18 protein-coding genes are annotated in these 23,424 nt (G+C 48.0%); 6 read left to right on the plus strand and 12 right to left on the minus strand.

Going from position 1 to position 23,424, the window contains the following annotated elements:
• Window positions 1-24: 24 nt before the first annotated feature.
• Window positions 25-1,269, minus strand: a complete 1,245-nt coding sequence (locus LQ777_RS24335) for a sterol desaturase family protein (RefSeq protein ID WP_341871382.1) — start codon at window positions 1,267-1,269, stop codon at window positions 25-27.
• A 483-nt stretch (window positions 1,270-1,752) separates the two neighbouring features.
• On the opposite strand from LQ777_RS24335, the gene LQ777_RS24340 reads away from it, so the two are divergent.
• Window positions 1,753-1,941, plus strand: coding sequence for a hypothetical protein (locus LQ777_RS24340; protein WP_232563067.1), 189 nt, complete (start codon window positions 1,753-1,755; stop codon window positions 1,939-1,941).
• A gap of 85 nt (window positions 1,942-2,026) precedes the next feature.
• Here the strand turns inward: LQ777_RS24340 and LQ777_RS24345 are convergent, their stop codons facing one another.
• From LQ777_RS24345 to nirB, 5 genes are all read right to left on the minus strand, one after another.
• Window positions 2,027-2,401 (minus strand): nuclear transport factor 2 family protein, encoded by a 375-nt coding sequence (locus LQ777_RS24345; RefSeq protein WP_232563068.1) that lies wholly within the window; start codon window positions 2,399-2,401, stop codon window positions 2,027-2,029.
• 193 nt (window positions 2,402-2,594) lie between these two features.
• A complete protein-coding gene (locus LQ777_RS24350; protein ID WP_232563069.1) occupies window positions 2,595-3,269 on the minus strand; it encodes a response regulator transcription factor in 675 nt (224 codons plus the stop codon).
• A 2-nt stretch (window positions 3,270-3,271) separates the two neighbouring features.
• Entirely contained in the window at window positions 3,272-4,750 is a 1,479-nt protein-coding gene (locus LQ777_RS24355) for an ATP-binding protein (protein WP_232563070.1), read from the minus strand.
• Between the two features lie 72 nt (window positions 4,751-4,822).
• The gene (nirD, locus tag LQ777_RS24360) at window positions 4,823-5,176 is read right to left on the minus strand and encodes a nitrite reductase small subunit NirD (RefSeq protein WP_232563071.1); all 354 of its coding nucleotides are present in this window, start codon (window positions 5,174-5,176) and stop codon (window positions 4,823-4,825) included.
• Between the two features lie 109 nt (window positions 5,177-5,285).
• Complete coding sequence (nirB, locus tag LQ777_RS24365) at window positions 5,286-7,820, minus strand: nitrite reductase large subunit NirB (RefSeq protein WP_232563072.1); 2,535 nt, start codon at window positions 7,818-7,820, stop codon at window positions 5,286-5,288.
• Between the two features lie 278 nt (window positions 7,821-8,098).
• Here nirB and cobA point away from each other — a divergent pair, with 278 nt between their 5' ends.
• The 5 genes from cobA to LQ777_RS24390 all read left to right on the plus strand — a co-directional run bounded on the left by cobA (window position 8,099) and on the right by LQ777_RS24390 (window position 17,135).
• The gene (gene cobA / locus LQ777_RS24370; protein WP_232563073.1) at window positions 8,099-8,857 is read left to right on the plus strand and encodes a uroporphyrinogen-III C-methyltransferase; all 759 of its coding nucleotides are present in this window, start codon (window positions 8,099-8,101) and stop codon (window positions 8,855-8,857) included.
• 271 nt (window positions 8,858-9,128) lie between these two features.
• Window positions 9,129-10,652, plus strand: coding sequence for an alginate export family protein (locus LQ777_RS24375; RefSeq protein WP_232563074.1), 1,524 nt, complete (start codon window positions 9,129-9,131; stop codon window positions 10,650-10,652).
• 89 nt (window positions 10,653-10,741) lie between these two features.
• On the plus strand, window positions 10,742-12,058 hold the full coding sequence (locus tag LQ777_RS24380) for a NarK family nitrate/nitrite MFS transporter (RefSeq protein ID WP_232563075.1): 1,317 nt from the start codon (window positions 10,742-10,744) through the stop codon (window positions 12,056-12,058).
• 57 nt (window positions 12,059-12,115) lie between these two features.
• Window positions 12,116-15,634: a nitrate reductase gene (locus LQ777_RS24385; protein WP_232563076.1), complete on the plus strand. Its 3,519-nt coding sequence runs from the start codon at window positions 12,116-12,118 to the stop codon at window positions 15,632-15,634.
• 43 nt (window positions 15,635-15,677) lie between these two features.
• Window positions 15,678-17,135, plus strand: a complete 1,458-nt coding sequence (locus LQ777_RS24390) for a rubredoxin (protein WP_232563077.1) — start codon at window positions 15,678-15,680, stop codon at window positions 17,133-17,135.
• A gap of 94 nt (window positions 17,136-17,229) precedes the next feature.
• Here LQ777_RS24390 and LQ777_RS24395 read toward each other — a convergent pair whose 3' ends face one another.
• The 6 genes from LQ777_RS24395 to LQ777_RS24420 form a co-directional block, all read right to left on the minus strand.
• Window positions 17,230-18,318, minus strand: coding sequence for an acyltransferase family protein (locus tag LQ777_RS24395; protein ID WP_232563078.1), 1,089 nt, complete (start codon window positions 18,316-18,318; stop codon window positions 17,230-17,232).
• 506 nt (window positions 18,319-18,824) lie between these two features.
• A complete protein-coding gene (locus LQ777_RS24400) occupies window positions 18,825-19,625 on the minus strand; it encodes a lipid II flippase Amj family protein (protein ID WP_232563079.1) in 801 nt (266 codons plus the stop codon).
• A 398-nt stretch (window positions 19,626-20,023) separates the two neighbouring features.
• Window positions 20,024-20,752 (minus strand): SDR family oxidoreductase, encoded by a 729-nt coding sequence (locus tag LQ777_RS24405; RefSeq protein ID WP_232563080.1) that lies wholly within the window; start codon window positions 20,750-20,752, stop codon window positions 20,024-20,026.
• A 72-nt stretch (window positions 20,753-20,824) separates the two neighbouring features.
• Entirely contained in the window at window positions 20,825-21,559 is a 735-nt protein-coding gene (locus LQ777_RS24410; protein WP_232563081.1) for a helix-turn-helix domain-containing protein, read from the minus strand.
• Between the two features lie 388 nt (window positions 21,560-21,947).
• On the minus strand, window positions 21,948-22,562 hold the full coding sequence (locus LQ777_RS24415; protein WP_232563082.1) for a trimeric intracellular cation channel family protein: 615 nt from the start codon (window positions 22,560-22,562) through the stop codon (window positions 21,948-21,950).
• Window positions 22,563-22,706: 144 nt separating this feature from the next.
• On the minus strand, window positions 22,707-23,333 hold the full coding sequence (locus LQ777_RS24420) for a MarR family winged helix-turn-helix transcriptional regulator (RefSeq protein ID WP_232563083.1): 627 nt from the start codon (window positions 23,331-23,333) through the stop codon (window positions 22,707-22,709).
• Window positions 23,334-23,424: the final 91 nt, after the last annotated feature.

The following is a 23,424-nucleotide window of genomic DNA, read 5'->3' on the forward strand; positions in this document are numbered from 1 at the left end:
CTGATTCACTGTTGTTTCCTACTGTCATTGTGCTGGTTGTTTAGCGAGTCCGAATAAGAAATTGAAGTAAACGCGCTGGATAAGGGATTGATAAGCCCACCAGCTTATGGCACCGATGTAGGCCAGTATAATGAGAATCGGATCGCCGGTGGTAACGTACAGAAAAGCCCACAGAACGATCAATCTGGCGAGTTCCAGGTGAATGACCCACTGCCGCTGTTCCAGAATAGCACCACAGTTGATAAGGGTTAGGAGGATAAAGAGCGCCATCATCACCTGCCAGAGAAGGGGGATCTGTTGTTCAAACAAAGTCAGGCCGAACAGCAGGACTAATAAACCAATGATCTGACCGACCACGTATCCTCGCAAGCGGGTAATCGACTGGACCAGCGTGAGGGGGTGAGCTGCCACAAAAAAGCGAGTAGCCAACTGGTCCCTTATCTGCCCGTCAATCCGATCAGGCGGGCCAAAGAGCAATCTGACTTTGGCGCGAATACCGCTCGTGCGACGAGTCGCTTCCAAAAGCTCCAGTAGGGTATGAAATTGTTGCCAAAGAAAACTGTAGCTGCGAAGTGGTTTGGTCAGACCATACACGGGTTCTTCTACTTCGGGCGCAAACGTACCAAAGAGTTTATCCCAGATGATAAGTACATCCCCGTAATTTTTATCGAGGTACTGCGGATTGCTGGCATGGTGAACCCGGTGGTGAGAAGGAGTGACAAGGATGTATTCTAGAAAACCTAGCTTCCCAATTGTGCGGGTATGAATAAAAAATGGGTACAAACCATGGAACAGCAGCAGCGTCGTAATCATACCTGCCGGAAAGCCAATGATGGGCAGGATAGCCCAGAATCCGGTACGAATAAGCGCTTGAAAGACAGTAATTCGAGCCGAAACCGTGTAATTGAATTCCTCGCTCTGGTGATGTACAACATGAGCCGCCCAAAACAGATTGACCTCGTGGGCGAACCGATGATACCAGTACCACACAAAATCTGTTGCAAAAAACAGGGCAACCCAAGTCCACGCTGAAGGCTTGATGGATAGCAAAGCATAGTGGCGATGCAGGTAGTCATAAACTCCGTAAAAAGCGCCTACTGTGAACAGGTCCAGCAAACGCTCAGCGATCCCCACGCTTAAATTAGCGATGGAATCGTTGAACCGGAAATAAACTTTCTTCATGGCTTTGGCTAGCAGATATTCTAGCCCCATCATGAGCAGAAAGAAAGGAATAGCAAGAGCAAGCCAGTTTAAACTAATACTATTCATAATCTATATATTATATAGATTTGTTTGATAAATAAATAAGCCAGCTAGCTGACTTTTGTTGTTGCATACGCTTGCTTTATTAACAGCGATGATGCGCAAAGGTTATCGGCAAAATTTAGTTATCCAAGCAAAATCATAAAAAAATGATTGTCAATATGTTGTCAAATAATCTATCGAGAAATAGGAGTAATCTATCTGATAGGTAGGTCAAAGCGGCAATGTGTTTCTTTTCCAGCTAGTTAGCGTTTAGTTGAGTTAGAAAGAGTCATCAAAATACCTGCATTTATAGAACAAGGTTATTTTTAAAATTTAGTTTATATGTTTTCAAGAAGTGAAGGTTAAAGGGATTCAATGAATATGGTTTGTAGTTGACTCTAGCATTTCTGATAAATCTTCTCGAGCTGACCGTATTCTCTGTTTTACAAACCTAGCCTGCTTTGACAACGTTATACGGTCTATTACTCGCACAAAACCCAAGTAGCTATGAAGACGATCAGATGGTATTCGCCAGGAGGAGACGGAGATCAAGGAGGAAGCAGTGCTGATGACAGAGAGTCAATTCTGCGTCAGGAAGGAACCCACGAACCGGGGGATACACCTCTGGAGGATCAGGAAGAGTTGCCCGGTGGATTTATTCATGGTCACGTTGATCAGGGAAACGACGAAGAATAAGCTTATATTGGTAGGTAGAAAATGACTAGTGCATTTCTATTGAAGACTGCCCGGCTTACAAAAGTAGGTCGGGCAGTCTTTATAATTAGCTTGCAGTAGCATCGAGATACAGGTATAATTCTTTGATGAGTCCATCCTTAACGATGGCAATATCCATACCGCTAGCGGCTGGTGTTGCATTCGCTACTCCTAGCGTCCAGGCTACATGACTGACACCGTGGTTGGCTACCGCTGGTTTGGTAAGCTTAAACGTAAATTCTGGCGGCCACTGAGCTTGTAGACTTTTAATGAGCTGATTTATCGCTTGGTGTCCCGTGATAACTGGAGTGTTATCGGTTTCGTAAAAGACAATGTCAGCTGAATAAATTCGCGTTATAACGGCCATTCGTTTTTCCTCGTCGCGTTCGCTCCACACCTTTAAAAGGCTGTCTTCCAATAATTGTGCTGCTGTATGGTCCATACCTATTTGTTTAGGCATCAAACCTATTGGCCTAATCGGAAAAAACAAAATGCTGGCTGAACCATGAGCATGCTGATTACGGAACAACTGTTATACAAACGTGTAGCGCTATAACAGATACGTTGATACCGAGTCAATTCAGACCGAGTCAATTCAGACCGAGTCAATTCAGTCGTGTAAGGTAATAGGAGCCTCATTGCTGGGGTTTATTTTGCAAGGCCAGTCGAATCAGCTCAACTGTGTTTTTGACGCCAGCTTTGCGAATGATGCTCGCTCGTTGATTCGCAACCGTATTGATACTGATTCCAAACCGGTCGGCAATCGCCGAACTACTCATCCCATCGACCAGACAGGTCAAAATTTGTTCTTCACGAGCTGTAATTTTACTCCAGATCGATGGCTCTTTGGCGACTGGCTCGTCGTTGCTTTTGGGAATGCTTTTGCCGGGTTTTACGAGGCTCTTGATAATGATTGACGAAGCGTTGGGCGGGTAATACAAGTCGCCGTTAACCACCATGCGTACCGCCTGTAAGATTTCTTTTTGGTCGGTGTCTTTCAGCAGATAACCAGCCGCTCCGTTCTGCACCGAGTTCAAAATATAATCAGGATTGTTGTGCATACTGAACATGAGCGTCTTAATGCCAGGGTACTGTTTAGAGACGATTTTCAGGGTCTCGATGCCTGATAGTTTAGGCATGGTAATGTCCAGCAGTAAAACGTCAGGCTGAATCATTGGCAGTAAGTCAATCGCTTCGGTACCGTCAGCGGCTTCGCCCACAATTTGTATATCGGCTTCGTCTTCCAACAGCATTCGAATGCCTTTTCTGACAACGGAATGATCATCAATAACAAGAATACGTATCGACATACTCAATGAGTTAATAAATTGACGCTGACTTTGACTGATGTTCCTTTTTTAGGCTTAGAGGTTATCGTCAAATCGCCGTTGAACAAATGAGCTCTTGTTTTCATATTTTGGAGGCCATTTACGATTACCGAAGCGTTTTCCTGCTTCGGTAACGCTTTCATCGAGAATCCTTTTCCGTCATCCTCCACGGATAAAATCAGCTTACGGCTAGTCTGTACCAGGACTACGCGAATCAACTGGGCACCGGCGTATTTGACGGCATTATGCAGGGCTTCCTGCGCAATGCGATACAGACCTATTTCCATGGCAGGGCTGAGCCGTTCACCTTCCCGCTCACCGACAAAAATAACATCGATACCCGACGAACGAGCTGTTTGGTCAGCCAAGAGCTGTAAGGTGGCACCTAAGCCGAAATCACTTAGCGTCGATGGCATCAGGTTATAGGCTATTTGCCGGGTTGTCTGGATGGTATCGTAGATAAGGTCGCACAATTCAGCGAAACGCATTTTTTGCTTCTCGTCGTGGATAACCATCGATTTAAGCTTTTCAGCGTGTAGTTTCAGCCCCGTGAGCATCTGTCCAATACCGTCGTGAAGTTCGCGGGCAAACCGCCTTCGCTCTTCTTCCTGCCCTTCCAGAAGTGCCGCCGAACGTACCGTTGCTTCGGAAAGCTGCAAGCGGTATTTTTCTTCGGTAGCCTGCACTAATTCGGCCTGCGTAGCGACCAACTGCTGATTAGAAGTCGCCAGATCCTGATTCGTCATTTCCAGATGCTGATTGACAACTTCAAGGCTCGAATTAGCTACTTGTAACGCTTTTTCTGACTGATCCAGCCTACGGATAACCTGCTTGGTGTGATTGACTACGGGCCTGAATACGAAAAATCCTTCGATGAGTAAGGTCAGCAAAGTAGCCGCTGCCAATAGCCACTCGATGCGTTCCAGGGTTTTTACCCGCTCAAAACTTTCGGTGTCGAACTGGAAAACAATGTCGTTCATCTGCTGTACGAACGGCAACTCATCGCGTAAGATGATCTGGAGCGCTGCTTGCTTGTCGGTGGGAGAAACTGTAGGACTTTTGATCTGATCAAAGCGTTGATTGAGCGATTGAAAGTAAGGTTCTATGCGGGTAAACATGCTGTCGAGTGCAGCGCTTTTACGTACCGTGTAAACCGTTTCCATCCGAAGCATACCGTTTCGTAGTTGGCTATGCGTTTGCGCCCAGGTCCGTTGCAACGAATCAAACGAGATCGTATCCGCAGCCGATAAACCCGTTACTCGCAGGAGGGCAAGTTTCGTTAATCGCTGACTTAACATTCGCTGACGACCAGCCACGTTGACGATCCGGCTATCATCGTAGTGATTGTTCAGCGTACTTCGGATAAACAGTAGCCCACTGATCGACAGGACGGCAATGACGGTAAGTGCCAGTAAATAAAACCGTGTCAGTCGGTGGGCTACCTGTTGATCAAGCTGATTCATAAAGTACGGTAAACAGTATCCGGACAGGCCAAGCGACTAAGTCAGCTCTTATGTCCATACTTGCTGCTATTTTTAAACGCCAATGTACACAACGCCCTGCTCAACACGTATCGGAAAGGTGTTGATGCGATAATTGTCGTCGTTCAGGCATTGGCCCGTCTTGAGGGAGAACGTCCGTTTATGAAAGGGGCAGGCAACCTTTGGTTCGTCGCCCTGGCTACCGATCATGCCACGACCGAGTGCCATCTGCTGGCGGTGCGGGCACTGATTATCCGTAGCGTACCATTCGCCCCGGCGCGTGAAATTAAAAATGGCAATCTGGCGTCCACCGATGAGTGCACAGGCACCACCATCTTCCGGAATGTCATCGACGCGGCAGACGGCGTGCCAGGTTATTTGTTCAGTGTCAATTGTGAGCGCTTCCATAGGAAAGTTTTTTAGAATAAGAATTTTGTTTTTTCGACAGGATGAACAGGATTGACAAGATTTTTCGGATCTACTCCATCCTGCAAATTCTACTAATCCGGTCAAGAACCTAAACCCAGTCCTTTGCACGGATCTGATCACGCATCGGTACGTACTCCACCGTAGGATCTTTTACCTCAACAGCATTGACAAAGTGGGTAAAACGTTTGCGGAGTTCTGGGTTTTCGACAACTTCTTTCCATTCACAGGCGTAGGTGTCGACAATCATTTGCATCTCGCGTTCCAGATCAGCCGCAATGCCTAGAATGTCGTCGACCACAACCGCTTTCAGGTACGTCATTCCGCCTTCCATTTTGTTGAGCCAGGCCGCAGTACGGGCCAGCGGATCGGCCGTTTTGATGTAAAACATCAGGAACCGATCAAGCAGCTTCACGCAGGTTTCCTTGTCTACATCGGATGCCAGCAGTTGAGCGTGTTGTGGCTTGGTACCGCCGTTGCCACAGACGTAAACGTTCCAGCCTTTTTCGGTAGCAATAATGCCAAAATCCTTGCTTTGCGCTTCGGCGCACTCGCGCGTGCAGCCCGACACACCAGATTTGAGTTTATGGGGTGATCGTAAGCCTTTGTACCGGTTTTCCAACTCAATGGCAAAGGTGACGGAATCTTGTACGCCAAAACGGCACCAGGTTGTTCCTACGCAGCTCTTGACCGTGCGCAGCGATTTCCCGTACGCGTGACCACTTTCAAAACCGGCAGCAATCAATTCTTCCCAGATTTTGGGTAAATCACCGACGTGAGCGCCAAACAGGTCAATCCGTTGCCCGCCCGTGATTTTTGTGTACAGGCCGTATTTCTGGGCAACCTGACCGATTACAATCAGCTTTTCGGGCGTGATTTCACCACCAGCTACGCGTGGCACAACCGAATACGTACCGCCCCGCTGAATATTGGCCAGGAACCGATCGTTCGAATCCTGAATAGGAGCACGATCTTTGGTGAGAATGTTCTCGTTCCACAAGCTCGACAGAATCGAGGCCACGGCGGGCTTACATATTTCGCAGCCATCGCCCCGCCCGAACGTATTGAGAACGTCGGTATAGGTTTTTGCTCCGTTCATTTTCACCATATCAAGCAGCTCCTGACGGGTGTAATCGAAATGCTCGCAGAGTACATTACGTACGTAAACGCCCTTCTCTTTTAATACGCTTTGGAGCAGATCCTTCACCATGGGTGTACAACCGCCACAGCCTGTACAAGCCTTTGTTGCTTTCTTTAGCGCATCGACCGTTGTATGTCCGTTCTCGTTGATCTCATGGCAGATCATTCCTTTCGTGATGGCTTCGCAGGAACAGATCAGCGCGTCGTCGGGAAGACTGGTTACGCCCGCACCCGATTCTTCACCCCCTCTGAATCCTAAAATAACATCCTCTGGATCAGGCGGCAGAATAGTCTTGTTCTTGCAGGTCTGCAACAGCATGTTGTACTGCTCAGCGTCACCCACCAGAATACCGCCCAGCAAATACTTACCATCCGCCGACACGTTGATACGTTTGTAAACGCCTTTCGCTTTGTTTTCGTAAACGATCGTGCGGTGGTCCGATTCACTCGCAAAGGGGTCACCGAAGCTACCTACATCCGTACCGATCAGCTTTAGCTTCGTGGACATATCGAACGGCTTAAACTCTTTCGGTACACCCATGAGTTGAGAGGCTACCACCTCCGCCATGTCGTAACCGGGAGCTACTAAACCATAAATCATGTGGTGAGCAACTGCACATTCGCCAATCGCAAAAATGCTGGGGTCCGAGGTTTGCAGCGCATTATCAACTACTATTCCTCCGCGTGGGTGGGTGTTGAGTCCGGCAGCTTTGGCCAGTTCATCCCGTGGACGAATACCCGCCGAAATCACGAGCATATCGACCTCCAGGTGCGATCCGTCGGTAAACTGCATACCCGTGATGCAATCGCCACCGGTAATTTCCTGCGTGTTTTTAGACAGATGAATGGTCAATCCGAGCGATTCCAGTTGCTGCTGTAAAACCCCCGAACCGGCGTCATCAATTTGCCGGGGCATCAGACGCGGGGCAAATTCGACGACGTGTGCTTCTTCCAATCCTAAATCAAGCAACGCCTTGGCTGCTTCCAGACCAAGCAAACCGCCCCCCAGTACCGCTCCGCGCAACGCATGACCATTCCGGGATTTGCCCGCGTAAGACTGAATAAGTTCAAGGTCTTCAATCGTGCGGTAAACAAAAACACCGTCCTTTTCTACGCCAGCTACCGGCGGAACAAAAGCACCTGAGCCGGTCGCCAGGATTAAATAGTCATAAGGTACTACGACGCCGTGGTGTGAACGTACCTCTTTCCGTTCCCGGTCGATATCGACCACGGGGTCTGTCAGATACAGGTTGATATTGTTTTCGGCGTACCACCCAACAGGAGCCAGGGTCAAATCATCTGCTGTTTTGCCCGAGAAATAGGCGCTTAAATGGACGCGGTCGTAGGCAGCGCGCGGTTCTTCCCCAAAAACCGTCACTGTGAAACGACCCTGATCTTTTTGTTTGGCTACCAGTTTTTCGCAGAATTTGTAGCCTACCATGCCATTGCCAATGACAACAACATGCTTGTTTGTGTGTTCGACCATAGTCAATAACAACTATAAGTGTATAAAAACCCTGTTTTATTATTGCACTTTACTAATAATCGAGCTGTTTTCCCCCTAAAACAACCGCGTCAAAAGTAAAATGCATTTGTATTAATTCCTAATGTTAAATTTTGTTTAAAGTGCCTTATTAAAAATAATTATTGGCTTAAGTCTTGTTTTTAAGAATGTCGTACCTAATTTTGAAGCGTAATAACGAATGATTATTACTAGCTGCAAATAGTAGATATCTACTATGCAGCTGATTAAATACTACTATTATGCAGCCAAAGCTTACACTAGTAGGAGCGGGTCCTGGCGACGGCGAATTGATTACATTAAAAGGGATCAGAGCGCTGAAACAGGCCGATGTTGTGCTCTATGACGACCTTGCGAATGCATCCTTGCTGGACTTTGCACCAGCACATGCGCTCAAGACATACGTTGGCAAGCGCGCTGGCAAGCTGTCGTTTTCGCAGGAGGCAATTAACACCCTAATCGTTCGACTGGCACAGGAGCACGGTCATGTGGTCCGGCTGAAAGGCGGAGACCCTTATGTGTTTGGTCGGGGCTTCGAGGAAGCGGATTACGCCCGGCAGTATGGCATCGACTGTCAGGTTGTCCCAGGTGTTTCCAGCTGCATTGCGGTTCCTGCATCGCAGGGAATACCCGTTACCAGTCGGGGTGTAAGTGAAAGCTTTTGGGTAATCACGGGTACAACGCGGGATGGTGAATTATCCGACGATTTGCGGCTGGCCGTTCAGTCGAAAGCGACCGTAGTTGTCCTGATGGGACTTAACAAAGTAGGCGAAATCTGCGCCATGTTCTGCCAGGCCGGACGCGGTCATTTACCAATGGCAGTAATTCAAAACGGGACGCGGGCTGATGAACAAAGCGTCGTTGGGCAAGTCTGGAGTATTCCGCAGTTGGTAGAAGAGCATGGCGTGGGGGCGCCTGCTGTTCTTGTCATCGGCGATGTCGTTTCCTTGCATCCGTCGTATTTAGCGGAATGCCTGCACAACGTATCGCTGGTTAGCTAATAATAAAAAGCCGATCCGGTGTGGGGGCACCTTTGGACCGGCTTAACAGGGTTTGTCTATGCGAAAAACACAAACATGTCAAAGAAAATGAAAAGCTACTCGTAAAGCAAATCTCCGTCTGCTATCAACTGGGGCCAACGCCGTATTGTATTCGGAATCTAGTTGGTAGACCCAGCTCCGTTATCCTGTAATGTATTGATTACTACACATTCCTGTGTAGGTAGGAATACCATTGCCAAAGCGATTCATTTTCTCACCCAATTCACTCAAAATGACTAAATCTTACCTGACGCGGTTAGCGCTGCTCGGTGTTGGCTTACTCGGTTCAACCCCGCAGCTGAAAGCGCAATTCTCACTGATTGGTCAACTCAGAACCCGCACGGAACTTCGTAACGGTGTCGCTAATTTACCGTTGGCAGGTGCTTCGCCCGCTTTTTTTACGTCGCAGCGGGCGCGGCTGACCTTCGGCTACAAATGGGAACGGATAACCTTTGGCTTTGCCGTTCAGGACGTACGTGTTTGGGGGCAGGACGCTTCAACCATCTCCAGCGCTGACGGCAATCGGCTGATGGTGCACGAAGCGTGGGGTGACATTGTTCTGCTGAACCGCGCCGACACAACGATCAAATCGAAAGTAATTGATTTTCTATCCCTGAAAATCGGTCGTCAGGAAATGGTGTACGACGATTCCCGATTAATCGGTAATCTAGACTGGTTGCAGCAGGGCCGCCGTTTCGATGCTGCACTGTTAAAAGCACAGCACAACGGTTGGGCGCTCGATCTGGGCGTAGGCTTCAACCAAAATACCGATGCATTTGGCTTGGCGGGCACGTATTACACCCCCGCCAACGTACCGACATCGGCTTTATCAACACAAAACGTAACGCTACCGGTACCGTCCGGCTTTCTGCCGACAGTAGGGAAGGGCGGTGCGCCAGTGGTTGTCAATGCGGTAAGTACAAACGGGCAGAACCAACAGTTCAAATCGTTTCAGATGGCGTATTTGACACGCAAATTTCGACAGGCGAAATTCTCCGCGCTGGTTTTCAAAGATGATTTTCAAAAGTACCGGCTCGACTCAATTGGTACTGCTTCTACCGGTTACGTATATGGGAGACGTTATGACCAGTCTGGTACAAATTCACGGGTAACGTACGGAGGGATGTTGACCGGGCAGTCCGGCATTGCGACCAAAGTGTTCTGGCAGGCTTTTGGGTACTGGCAAACCGGCAAAGACCGCGACGGATTGCAGATCAGAAAAGCGCATCACTACGGTGCAAATGCCATCGTTCAGAAAGGGAATTTTGGCGTGGGGCCTGGCTATGAAATTGTATCGGGCAACAATGACGCTACCCTCAAAGCGGGTGAAACAAATCGCTTCGATCCACTCTACGGCACACCTCATAAGTTTTGGGGCCTGATGGATTACTTCTACGCGGGTACCGGCTCGCCATCGGGAGGTTTGCAGGATGCTTATGTAAAGGTCAGATACACCGGTAAACGCCTGAGTACGACGTTTGACATCCACTATTTTGCCTTAGCCAATACCACCTACAACAAGCAGCCCGATGTGACTTCAGCAACTCCCTTATCTGCGAAGTTAGGCGTCGAATACGATCTGGTTGCTACGTACGCGCTCAATAAATACACAATGCTGGAAGCCGGATATGCGATCATGAACGGTACCAATACGCTGGAATACACGAAGCAGGGCACGATGAATCAGAAAGATAAAGTAGGCACGTGGGCTTATCTGATGATCAATATCAAACCCGATTTTTTTGCGAGTAAGTAATCCTTCTCCTGTGCGCTTAGTTTCTCAAAACTGATTTTATCCATAGTGATTTCACACACGTTTTCACCAATCTCAAACACGATCTAATCATGAACGTTAACAAACCGCTTGAGTCCCTCAATGTCTTCCGATTTAACGGAATTCAGATGCGTACGTTTCACATTACGTGGTTCACTTTTTTCGTTTGCTTTTTTGGTTGGTTCGGGCTGGCTCCGCTAATGCCCGCTATTCGAGCCGATTTGGGGTTGACAAAACCACAGGTTGGCAACACGATCATTGCCGCCGTGTCAGCGACAATCTTTGCCCGCCTGCTGGTAGGTAAACTTTGCGATACGTGGGGACCACGTAAAACGTATACGGCTTTATTGGTGCTGGGTTCGCTACCGGTTATGCTGGTCGGACTGGCGCACGATTACACGACGTTTTTATTATTTCGATTAGCGATTGGCACCATCGGCGCGTCATTTGTGATTACGCAGTTTCACACGTCGATGATGTTTGCGCCAAAAATCAAAGGGACGGCCAATGCGGTAGCGGGTGGCTGGGGTAATCTTGGTGGTGGTATAACGCAGGTGGCAATGCCGCTGATCATGGCCGCTATCGTCGGTTTAGGCTACACCAAGCCGGAAGCTTGGCGGCTGGCAATGGTTGTACCAGGAGTAATGATGCTGATCATGGCCTTCGTCTACTACCGTTTTACGAAAGATACTCCGAATGGCAACTACGGCGACAGCTCCGTCGAACTAGAAAAGGGTGGTTATTCCGCCAATAAGGGTGAAAAAATTATCTTCGGTAAAGCCATTTCTGACGTTCGGGTGTGGGCGCTGGCACTGGCGTATGGCTGCTGCTTCGGGATGGAAATTACCTTCGATGGGGTAGCCGCGCTGTATTTCTTCGATAACTTTAAGATGGAGGAAACGCAGGCTGGTTTTTGGGCTATGCTCTTTGGCGGCATGAACATTTTTGCCCGTGCATTGGGGGGAATTGTAGCCGATAAAGTAGGAAACAAATACGGTATGCGCGGTAAAGGTATCCTGTTAGCCAGTATGTTATTGCTCGAAGGGCTGGGCGTTATCCTGTTCGCGCAGGCGGGGAGTTTACCGATGGCTATTGCATCAATGCTTGCTTTCGCATTATTCCTGAAAATGTCGAATGGCGGTACGTACGCCATTGTTCCGTTTGTTAATCCGAAAGCAGTAGGGATGATATCCGGTATTGTCGGTGCCGGTGGTAACGTAGGAGGGATGCTAATGGGCTTTCTGTTCAAGTCGCAATCGATTTCCTACAGTCAGGCGTTTCTGTACATCGGCTGCATTGTTGCCGTTGTGGGGGTACTCTTGTTCCTGGTCAATTTCGGTAAAGCCGTCGTGATTGAGCCAACGGAAGCGGAACTGCAAACCGCCTAGTTGGCAAAAAGAATAGCAACGCGTCAAGGGCTACTTTCTTATTTTCTCTGAAAACTTATGACTCACCAAACTACCTGTTGCTACTGTGGCGTTGGCTGTGGAATCGTGATCAAACAGGAGCAGAACGGGCGACTGAGCCTGCAAGGTGATCCGCAACATCCGTCCAACAAGGGCATGCTTTGCTCCAAAGGAATGAATTTGCATTACACCGTCATGGATCAGTCGGATCGGCTATTGTATCCGCAGATGCGGTTCAATCGGTCGATGCCCATGCAACGGGTGAGTTGGGATGCAGCTTTGGAACGAACGGCTGCTGTTTTCAGAACATTGATTCAAAAATACGGCCCTGATTCCGTTGCGTTTTACGTATCGGGACAATGCCTGACGGAAGAATATTATTTGGTCAACAAGCTTATCAAAGGCTTTATCGGGTCAAATAACATCGATACAAATTCCCGGTTATGCATGAGTTCGGCGGTGGTCGGTTATAAACTGACATTGGGTGAAGACTCTGTACCCGTTTGTTACGACGATATTGAAGAAGCGGACGTTTTTCTGGTCGAGGGAGCTAATCCAGCCTGGTGCCATCCTATTCTCTGGCGTCGGATTGAAGCACACAAAGCCGCTAACCCTACCGTCAAAATCATTTGCGTAGACCCCCGCCGTACCGATACCGCCCGCTCGTCTGATCTACACTTACCCATCCGACCCGGTACGGACATTGTGCTGAACAACGCGATTGGTCGCTTGCTGATCGAAAATAACGCTGTTGATAACGAATTTATCGTCAATCACGCCGATGGATTTACCGCGTACCGTGAACAGGTGATGCAACGATCCATCGACGAAGCTGCCGAGTTGTGTGGGATTCCCTCAGAAGGTATTTACACCGCTGCGCGCTGGATTGCCCGTTCAAAGGGTTTTCTGTCGCTCTGGACAATGGGCCTCAATCAATCGGCAGTCGGCGTTAACAAAAATCTGTCGCTCATCAACCTGCACCTAATTACGGGTCGGATCGGTAAACCGGGCAATGGACCTTTCTCGCTAACGGGTCAGCCTAACGCAATGGGTGGGCGCGAAACAGGCGGTTTGGCTAATCTGCTGCCCGCTCATCGCGATGTGACCAATGCCGCACACCGCGCCGAAGTGGAAGCTTTCTGGAATAGCCCAATCCAGATTGCGGCAAAACCAGGGTTGACAGCGACTGAAATGATCGACGCCTTGTCAGATGATCGACTGAAAGCCATTTGGATAATCAACACCAATCCACTGGTAAGTATGCCCGATGTCAACGCGACCGAGAAGGCGCTGAAAAAGGCCCGCTTTGTGGTGGTACAGGATGTTTCGAACCGGGCCGACACTGTCCAGTTTGCCGACGTGGTATTGCCTGCTGCGGCCTGGCTGGAGAAGGAGGGAACAATGACCAACGCTGAACGTCGAATCAGCTATCTGCCCAAAGTACTCGACGCGCCCGGTGAGGCTCTGCCCGACGCGGAAATTATCTGGCGTTTCGCGCAGAAAATGGGATTTGGCGCTTCTTTTGACTATACCGAAGCCGCACAGGTGTACGAAGAATACGCAAAAATTACGGAAGGAACAAGCATCGATGTAACGGGCGTAAGTTATGACATCCTAAAGCAGAACCGGACAATTCAATGGCCGTATTCGATGAACGACAGAGCGGACGGCACGGCAGGAACAAAACGATTATTCGCCAACCATCAATTCCACACAGCAAACGGTCGGGCGCAGATACACCCGGTACCGGACGAGAATAGATCGGAGCCAACGGATGAGCAGTTTCCCCTTGTCCTTACCACGGGTCGCATTCGGGATCAGTGGCATACCATGACGAAGACGGGACGCGTTGCGAAACTTAACCAACATAACCCACAGCCGTTTTTGCAAATTCATCCCGCCGATGCTGAGGTTCGTGGCATTCGCCAGGGGCAACTTGTTGAGGTGCAGGGACGGCGGGGAGTGGTTCGGGTAAAAGCGCAACTGACCGATGACGTCCGGCCCGGCTTGTGTTTTATGCCAATGCACTGGGGTAAGATGCTGAACAGTAACTTGAATCGGGCCAACAACCTGACCAATGCACTGGTTGATCCGCGCTCCAAAGAACCGGATTTTAAGTTTTCGGCGGTAGAGGTAGTTCCTTACAAAAAGCCAGTTGAAAAAATAATCGTTATTGGTGCCGGATCGGCGGGGCTAGGCTTTATTAATGCGTACCGGTCGCTGGAGCCGAACGTAAATCAGGATGAGATTCACGTATTTTCAAAAGAGATTTACCCCTTTTACAATCGGGTCTTGCTGCCCGACTACATCAGCGGAGAGCAAACGTGGGATCAGCTTGTCCGATTGCGTGAAGATCAGTTCAACGAAGCCAACATAATCGTTCACAAAGGCGTGGGCATTGCGCATATCGACCGGAAAGCCAAAGTCGTTACGGATACAGAAGGGGTCGAACATACATACGATAAGCTGCTGCTTGGAACAGGAAGTCGCGCCTTTATGCCGAAAGGGATTCCTAAATTGCCGGGCATCTTCAACATGCGTTCACGACTCGATGCTGATTCACTGCTGCCGTTTCTTACCGGCGACGCGCCCCACGCGGTAGTGGTGGGTGGAGGTTTGCTTGGCTTGGAGTTGGCGGCTTCGCTCCGGCAAATTAATGTTCGTGTGACGCTGATTCATCGGTCGGGCCGGTTTATGGAGCGGCAGCTTGACGCATTGGCCAGCGAATTACTTTACCTGGAACTGCTCGACCGGGGCATTGAGGTGTACTTCAACGAAGAAATTCAGACGTTTGCTGGCATTGACCAGTTGGATGGTGTTCGCTTAAAATCAGGCCGCCAGTTGGCGTGTCAGGTCGTTGTCATGGCAATCGGCACCGAACCTAATATCGAACTGGCGCGCGAAGCAGGACTTACCTGCAATCGAGGAGTAGTGGTAAATGACTACCTGCAAACGTCCGATCCCGCTATTTTTGCGGCTGGTGAAGTAGCGCAGTGGAACGGTCACATGTGGGGCGTAACCTTAGCCGCCGAGCAGCAGGCAGAAACAGCCGCCCGATTTATTGCCGGTGATATTTCTCAGCCGTACCGGGGTAGTCTGTCCATGAACATTCTGAAAATGGAAGGACTGCATTTATGCAGCATCGGTATCAGTGAAGTCCCGGCGGGAAAATCTGGCTATGAAGAAATTGTCTTTATCGACAAAGCAAAGCGCTATTACAAGAAATGTATCGTACACCACGACAAGCTGGTTGGGGCTATCCTGGTTGGCGATAAAAACGAATTTACGGAATTCCGCGACCTGATTGCAAACGGCATAGAGCTCTCCGAAAAGCGCCTTCAGCTTTTGCGATCCAGTAAGAGCGTAGACCCGGTCGAAGGTAAACTGGTATGTTCGTGTAACACCGTTGGTCAGGGAAATTTAGAGCGGGCTATCGAAGCTGGTTGCACCGACTTCCAGCAACTCTGTCAAAAAACGGGTGCTGGAACAGGCTGCGGCTCTTGTCGACCTGAAATTCGAAGCATACTGTTGTCCATGAGTGAGTTAACGGGTGTTTAAATCGATTGAAAACTGTTTCTTAGTCACTTATCTGCTTTGATCCATGCGCGATTACTATAGCTTAAAAGTCAATCTGCCCGCTGGAATCGTATCTCCTGGCGCGTTGCAACTGGTGTTGAAATTAGCCTACGACGCCAAGGTCAGAACCGTCCGTTTTGGCGCTCGTCAGCAATTGCTGATGACGGTCCATTACGAGGACATGCGCTTTTTCGAAAAGGAGTTGAAGCAGCACCAAATCAAGTACGAAATAAATACCGAGCAATTCCCCAATATCATTAGCTCTTATTGCGGTGAAGAAGTCTTTCGTACGGGCGCGTGGCTTCGCGAAAGCGAGTATCATACTGTGCTGGATCAATTCGATTATCAGCCCCGCCTGAAAGTCAACCTGTCCGATGCTAACCAAAGTTTTACGCCTTTTTTTACCGGAAATTTAAACTTTATTGCTTCACCAGAGCCGCACTTCTGGTTTTTGTACATTCGTCCAAAGCAGCGAAATACCTTGTTTCGCTGGCCCGAACTGGTGTATACCAATGATATTGGCCGTCTGGCCAAAGCGCTGGAACAAGCGATGCTCGATGAGGCTATTCAGGAGGAAGAAGCCTTGTATAACGCTGTAACAACGGCTCAGCCATTCGTTACGCAACCGGCCTCGCAGGACGTGGAATTGCCTGATTTCTCGCTTCCTTACTACGAAGGGTTTAATCGGTACGGACAACGGTCTTGGTTGGGACTTTACCGCCGGGATGAACAGTTTTCCATTGCCTTTCTATTGGATGTATGTGCGCTATGCCTGAAAACCCGCGTCGGTGAACTATGCACAACCCCTTGGAAGTCGCTTATTATCAAAGGTATTGAGGAGAAAGACCGTGCGGCATGGTCTCATATCTTGGGAAAGCATAATATCAACGTTCGTCACGCGGCTAATGAGTTGGCCTGGCAAACCGAGGATTATACAACCGATGGAACGCAGCTCAAAAGTTACGTTATGCGGTATTTTGAGAAAAACGATACCCGCACTTTTGGGTTGTGTTTTGGCGTTCAGACGCAGCCAAAGTCGGAGGTGTTCGGTTCCGTATTGATACGGCAGCGTCCCGTCTTTCGCGTCGGCAAACTGGCTTTGTTCAGCGTGTACGATTTATACTTTACCGATAATTTTAACCCAAACAGTCGCACTTACCATCTGTTCGAACGGGGGTTACTAAAAATTCACGTGCCGGCTCAGATCGAACGACTTTGTCGGAAGTTCAGTGCCCGGCGATTAAGCAGGAACGATGAGCCGCTTGATCGTAAAGTTGACCAGCCGGAAGTTGACGTACAGGAACGACCAAAAGTCCACCAATGCAGTCATTGCTTCACGGTTTATGACAGCCAATTTGGTGAGCCATTAAGGGGTGTTTCGAACGGTGTCTCTTTTGCTTTATTATCCAATGACTTTACCTGTCCAACCTGCGACGCGCCCAAAGAAGACTTTTTCGAAATCGAAATGGCGGAATTAACCTAAAATGACAGGCTTAAACGGCTGTAAATGAATACAGTTATCGGTGTATAGCTGCGCATTTGACTCGTAACAATACATCATTTAAGCCGTCAAGGAATTACATCGTTATCAATAGTTTCTTTTTTAGGTACTTCCGAATGGGACTATCCAGGAATAACAAGACTGCATAGGCGAGCAGAATCAATAAAATAGTCCCGACAATCGTGATAACGGTCAATTGGCTAATCGACGGCTTTTTTACTTCGATATAACTCAAAACGATCCACAAAAAAGGGTAGTGAATCATATACAAAGGGTACGAAATTTCACCCGAAAATCGGCAAAGCCCTGTCAGTGCTTTATTCAATCGTGCCCCTGCCCCCAAAGCTATTAAAAAAGGAAAGTAGACGATGACAACTCCGGAATCGACGAACCAATTGACGGGCTTCGAAAAAGGAATAAGAAAAGCCGTTAGCAACAACGTGCTCATCGAAATAAAACCAAGACGAGTATTTATAATCCACTTGGAGCGGTACACGAGCATGCCTGCCAGAAAGGAATACAACGCTCTAATACCTCCACCCATGACGTTATCCCCGCCGAAGCCTACACCCAGGTAAGTCGACTGGTGCGCTTCATACACTAAGCAAAAAGCCGCTAGGATCGTTAAAGTCCATACTACTTTTGTGGGTAACCTGACTAAGATCAGGGCGTAAAGCAAGTTAGCAACGTACTCCCAGAACAACGACCAGGTAGGTGGATTTAAGTGAAATAGATTGAAGTAGCGTTCCCTTACCAGGGGATATGGAATCATCAGACAGGAAGCGACAAACATCGCGACAATTTTCTGGTCATAGAGTCGGTGAAGGTTACTGAACGGATCAAACAAAAAGGCGATCAAACCAATCACGGAACCAATGATAACCAGTGGATGCAAGCGAATTAGACGAAGCTTTAGAAACGTAACAATGCCTATTTGCTGGAGCTTATCATCATAAGCATAAGCGATGACAAAGCCGGACAAACAGAAAAAAAAGTCAACGGCCAGGTAGGCGTGTGCAATGAAGCTATCGTGGTAGTCAGGCTCGATGAACTCCATAAAATGAAAGATAACTACGGCTACAGCGGCCACTCCCCGGAGACCGTCTAAAATGGCAAAGTGGTGTTTTGTCGTTAATGGATTCGCAATGGGTTTCGTTGAGTTCATTGCTATTAAAGACACCGGAGCCGCACTATTACCTTACGGTTTCTATTTATATACATCAGAATTTATTAAGTAAAGCTTATGTGAAATGTCAGTTTCTCCAATTGTGATGTGTTTGAGAAGATGAATCTCTGATGATGGAACCAGGTATGAGCGAACAGACCCTCCAGCTCGCCAAGCTTTGCTTTTAATTACCTTTTCCGTGGTTCGTTGGGTGATGATATACTGATTGCATTCGTCACTGCTGTTTAAGCGAATATCCCCACCAGCAAGAAAAATCTGTTTCGTCATTGTCTGTATAAAATACCGTCGCAATTTAACTGCAATGAGATTATGACCACAATCGTTTACCCTGTATTGCGCACTGAATCGGGAAGTGTACGTTACAAGAACTTCAAATGGTGAATGTGCTTTCACCCATACTCTTTTACTTCGCCAATACGCATATTCCCCGCTCCATCAATGAATAGATAGGTTTGCTGATTATTGTTCTTAAGAAAAGAGGGTTGTTACATACGCTCCGCAATCATCACAATCAATCGGGCAGCTGGTAAAAAAGTGAGCTGTGCCAGCAGGGTTCCTGTTAGACAAGCGATAACCATTAAAACAACCTGTTGTCTAAAAGCAGGCTCCTTGTATTTTCCTTCGGTTACTTCATCGGTCAGGATTGACAGATAGGGATCAATGAATAGAAACATCAGAATAGTGGCCAATCCATTAATAACCGATGACAGGTTACTCGACGTTGTTCGTAGATCTGGATTCAAATAACCAGCATATAAGGAGGCTAACACACCTACTGTAAGAACAGCTACAGCTACCACGTTGAATCCAAACACACGCCAGGGAATTGGACCCTTATTGACTAGTTGCGTGATATTGAGATGGCTGGGGGCCACGGTGTTAGATCGAACTAAGTGAAACCCGGCTGGCGATAGACCTGACATCAGTAGCTTAGGCATCGACTTATGAAGGCTGAAATGGCTGACGGCATACGAAAATAGGCGCTGAAAAGAAGGAATCAACAGGGCTCCTACGAGCGTAGCTAACGAGGTCATCCATAAGATCCAGTAAAACTGATTAATCGGATCAGGTTGATGAGTCCCAATCGTTTTCTCAACGATGTTAGCTAAAATAGGAGCCTGAAAGCCGTTAGCCGTTCTTGATATCAACACCAATACGTTGAACAGAGCGAACGAAACGGCTATCTTACGAGTCCGTATGCCAACAATACGCACCGAATAGGAGAGTGTGCTGATAAGATTGATCAAAAAAGTCAGCAACAGAACCCAGAGTATTTGTGAAGACATTAGAAAGTGACCAAGTTTGTGCGAAAATAGACTCTATTTTCAGAAAAAACGGCCTCGTGCAATGAACTGACTAAAATACGAATCAAGAGGTTCTCCCAACCCAACGCGTCAACACTGTAGTAAAACAAACCTACTTCAAACGAAGCAAAGGCCCAAAGCTCTATTTTGCCAAGCTTTGGATAGTGCCTTCCTCTCCACTGTTATAAGCGCAGAAGGGCTAGTTGGATGAATCTTACCCGACCAGTCCAGGTTGAAGGTCGTTATCTTCTCTCATAGCTCCTTACTCTGTTCCGCTTACTTACTTCATAATCTCTCAGTATAGTGCCTTCACTTTGATTATACAGTTTACCTCATTTCAGATCGCTACTGGCCAGACCTGAGCAAGCTGTTTTTTAACCTTACCAGGGGCAGCTGGCTGGTTCAGGAAAGTATTCTTCGCTGATAAATTTTCCGGTTGGGCCGTTCTGATCAATCAGGGCATATTTAGTGATGCGTTGGCCGGCTTGTTGCACTGTACTCGTACCTTGATGGTTGGTAAAATCAGTTTGTGTATAGCCAGGACAAACCGCGTTGACCCGAAACGGTGAATCACGCAATTCGTGGGCCAGGCTAACGGTGTACATGTTCAAAGCCGCTTTACTTGACTGATAAACTGCGTATCGGTTGTCATTGCTCAAGTCAGCGGCAAGCGTGAGCGAGGCCAAGGCTGTACTTACATTGACAATGCGTGGTTCAGGCGATTGCTTCATCAGATCAATAAAGGCTTTAGTAACCCGTGCAACTCCAAATAAATTGGTTTCGAAAACAGCCTTGAATTGATCAATGGATGCTTGCAACACTGCTTGGGGAAACCCGCCTGAAATACCAGCGTTATTAACGAGTACGTCTAACGTCGCCGTTTTCTTTGCTAACGCTATGCGCGCGGTTTGAACCGACCGCTCATCGGTAACGTCTAGTTGAATGGCTTCCACGTTGCTGATACCGTCGGCATTTAGCTTTTCGACAGCCGCTAGACCATTCGCCAGCGTGCGGCTCCCTAAGTATACGAAATATCCATGCTGCGCGAGCTGTCTGGCGACTTCCAGACCGATACCCTTATTGGCTCCGGTTACTAGTGCTGTTTTCATTTTACTTATTTATCTATCAATGAGTTCAGCAAAAGTAGAGTGCTCTACAGGAAGGGAGGGGGACAAATCGTGTTATCTATTGGACAAATCGCGCAAGTCGGCTAGAAATGTACTGACCGTTTTACCCGTCTTTTTTTTGAATAGCCGGGAGAAATAAGCCGGATCGTTGAACCCTAATTCGTAGGCAATTTCTTTCACCGAACGAGGTGAATACTGAAGCTGACGTTGCGCTTCTACCATCAGTTGATTGATGACCCATTCTTTGGGTGACAGGCCAGAATATTCTTTAACTAGTGCGTATAGGCTGCTGGTTGTCAAGCCTAGTTGGTGAGCAATAGAATGCATGTCTGGTTGCTCGGTCAACTGTTTCTCGACGGCTAATTTAAACGCAACGTATTTCGACCGTTTTGGGTCGGGCAGGAGATCTCTGCGTTCGTCATCAAAGTAGGCACCATTGAATTCGCTGAGCAGCGAGTTTAAATGCGCTAAAATAATATCCGTACTGATCGGCTTGGTGGATGCGTGGAGTAGTTGAAACAACATGGACAGCAAAGCGCTAACCCGCTGTTTGGCAAGCGGATCAAAGGAGATTACGCTAGCCTGTTTGGGGTTCGTCAGAAAAGGGTAAGCCCGTGGGAGCAAGGCCAATGTCTGTTCGTCAAAGCTAAACTTATATTGTTGATTGTTGTGATTGGGTGAATCGTGAACGAACGATTGATTGGGTAGACCGAATACAAGCTGGCTGCTGGAAACCGTTACTTCCTGCCGATCAACCTCAACCGTTTCCGTTCCCTGATCAAAGAACATGAAATAGTAATACGTTAATCTATGTGGCTGAAGCAACTTGTGTAAAGCCGCTTCGGGTAAGGCGATTGAACAGTTTTGGTTCACCGTAACCGCTAATTGATCATGGTGTTTTATTTGATTAAGTAGTCCCTTGGTATCTTCCACGGCTCGCAGTATATTGGTTCGTCAGCTAATCTGACTAACTACACTTTTTGTAGTGACTGGAGAATGCAACGAAGACGCCAGACACATCTCCAATCGTTTGCCTGACACGTCCAGCCAACAATTGGTTCAACTTGAAGCCGGGTGATTTTGTCTGATTCGTTCAAAACGCCTAATGACGCAGCTGTTACGAAGAATTAGTTGTCGCTACGAATGGCTCGATTAAGGGTAAGCTTTTTGGTTTCGCTTAATTCTCAATCCGGGGTAAGGTCCAGTCCTTACGAATTGCCATGAGCCTGAATAGGGTAATCAAACCCGCTGACACGATCACGTTGAGCGTTGGGTCTAGGCCCAGGCTTGCGTTCAATTGGTAGAGGAGAGCACCGGTCAAACAGGGTGTAACGTAGAGCTGCCGATCTAAAATAAGGGGTAAATCATTCACGAAGGTATCCCGGATCACACCGCCGAAAAGTGCCGTGATGATCCCCAACACTATGGCAGCCCAGTCGTTTACACCCGCATGCAGCGCTTTTTGCATACCCAGAATCGTAAACAGGCCAAGACCAATCGTGTCGAAGAAGACTAAAGGCCGCCGAAAAGCACCACGCCACCAGGTGCGCCCGGCCACCGCAACAAGAACGCTGAGAAGAATGACGATCAAATAAGCCGGATCCCGTATCCAGGCAATCGGATAGGCACCCATGATGACGTCGCGAACCGTTCCTCCACCCACGGCTGTCAAAAAGCCTACAAAAAAAAGGGCAACCAGATCATGGTAGATTTTCTTGCTCAGGGCGGAAAGTGCGCCCGAAATAGCAAAGACACTTGTCCCCGCCAGATCGATGAAGTACCAAATAGTCATGAAGTAAAGCGTCGCTCAGAAGCGATTAAGGACTTTCTGTTGGCGATCAATTCGCAAACTTACGTCAGATCGGTTTTATTCAATGCCTTCGTTCATGTATAGCTGGCTAGATTCGGTTCGAGAGTATCGAACGGCTTTTTCTTATCAAGGTTCATAAAACGGGAAATGGTAATTGTTGAGGTATTGGAGCGTCTGTAAAAAATGCTTTCGTTCCGCTGCCTCAAGATCCGCCAGTACGCTATGGTGGAGCTGACTCAAACCCTCCGCTATTGTTTGTACCGTGTCGTGTCCCTTTGGTGTTAAGTTTAACCGCTTAGACCGCCTGTCCCGCTCATCGGCGAATTCATCAATTAGCCCTAGCTTGATCAATCGACGTAGGATGTCCATACCGGTGGTCAACTCGGTAGCGTTGGCTACGCATACCTCTTTTTTGGTAGGTCTGTCCATCTCGTTGATCAGGGAAAGAAACAAAAACTCGTCTGGCCCGCTCATGCCCTGCTCTGCCATCATCGATTTGGTGTAAAATTTAACGTACCGGATTAGACGGCCCATAAAAAACCAGGATAGGAAATCTTCACTTTCCTGGAAGGCTTCCGACAGGCGCATTCCCGATTTCATCAAGGGCTCTGATTCCAGCTTTGTTGGGGTTTTTCGTAGCGGATCGGTATTTGTTAGCAACCAACTGGCAAACTCCCTAATACCCCCTTGTGGGTTCTCGTCCACAAAGCGTTCCCACTCCATTAATACCGGAACCGCGGATAGCTTAGGCATATTTATTTGATTTCCGTTGTAATATTATAACAAAGGTACAATATCGTTGTTTTGTATCTAATCAAAAGTAAACGCTGAACAATCCTCAAAC

Origin of the sequence: Spirosoma oryzicola, from assembly GCF_021233055.1 — a bacterium.
Lineage (GTDB): Bacteria > Bacteroidota > Bacteroidia > Cytophagales > Spirosomataceae > Spirosoma > Spirosoma oryzicola.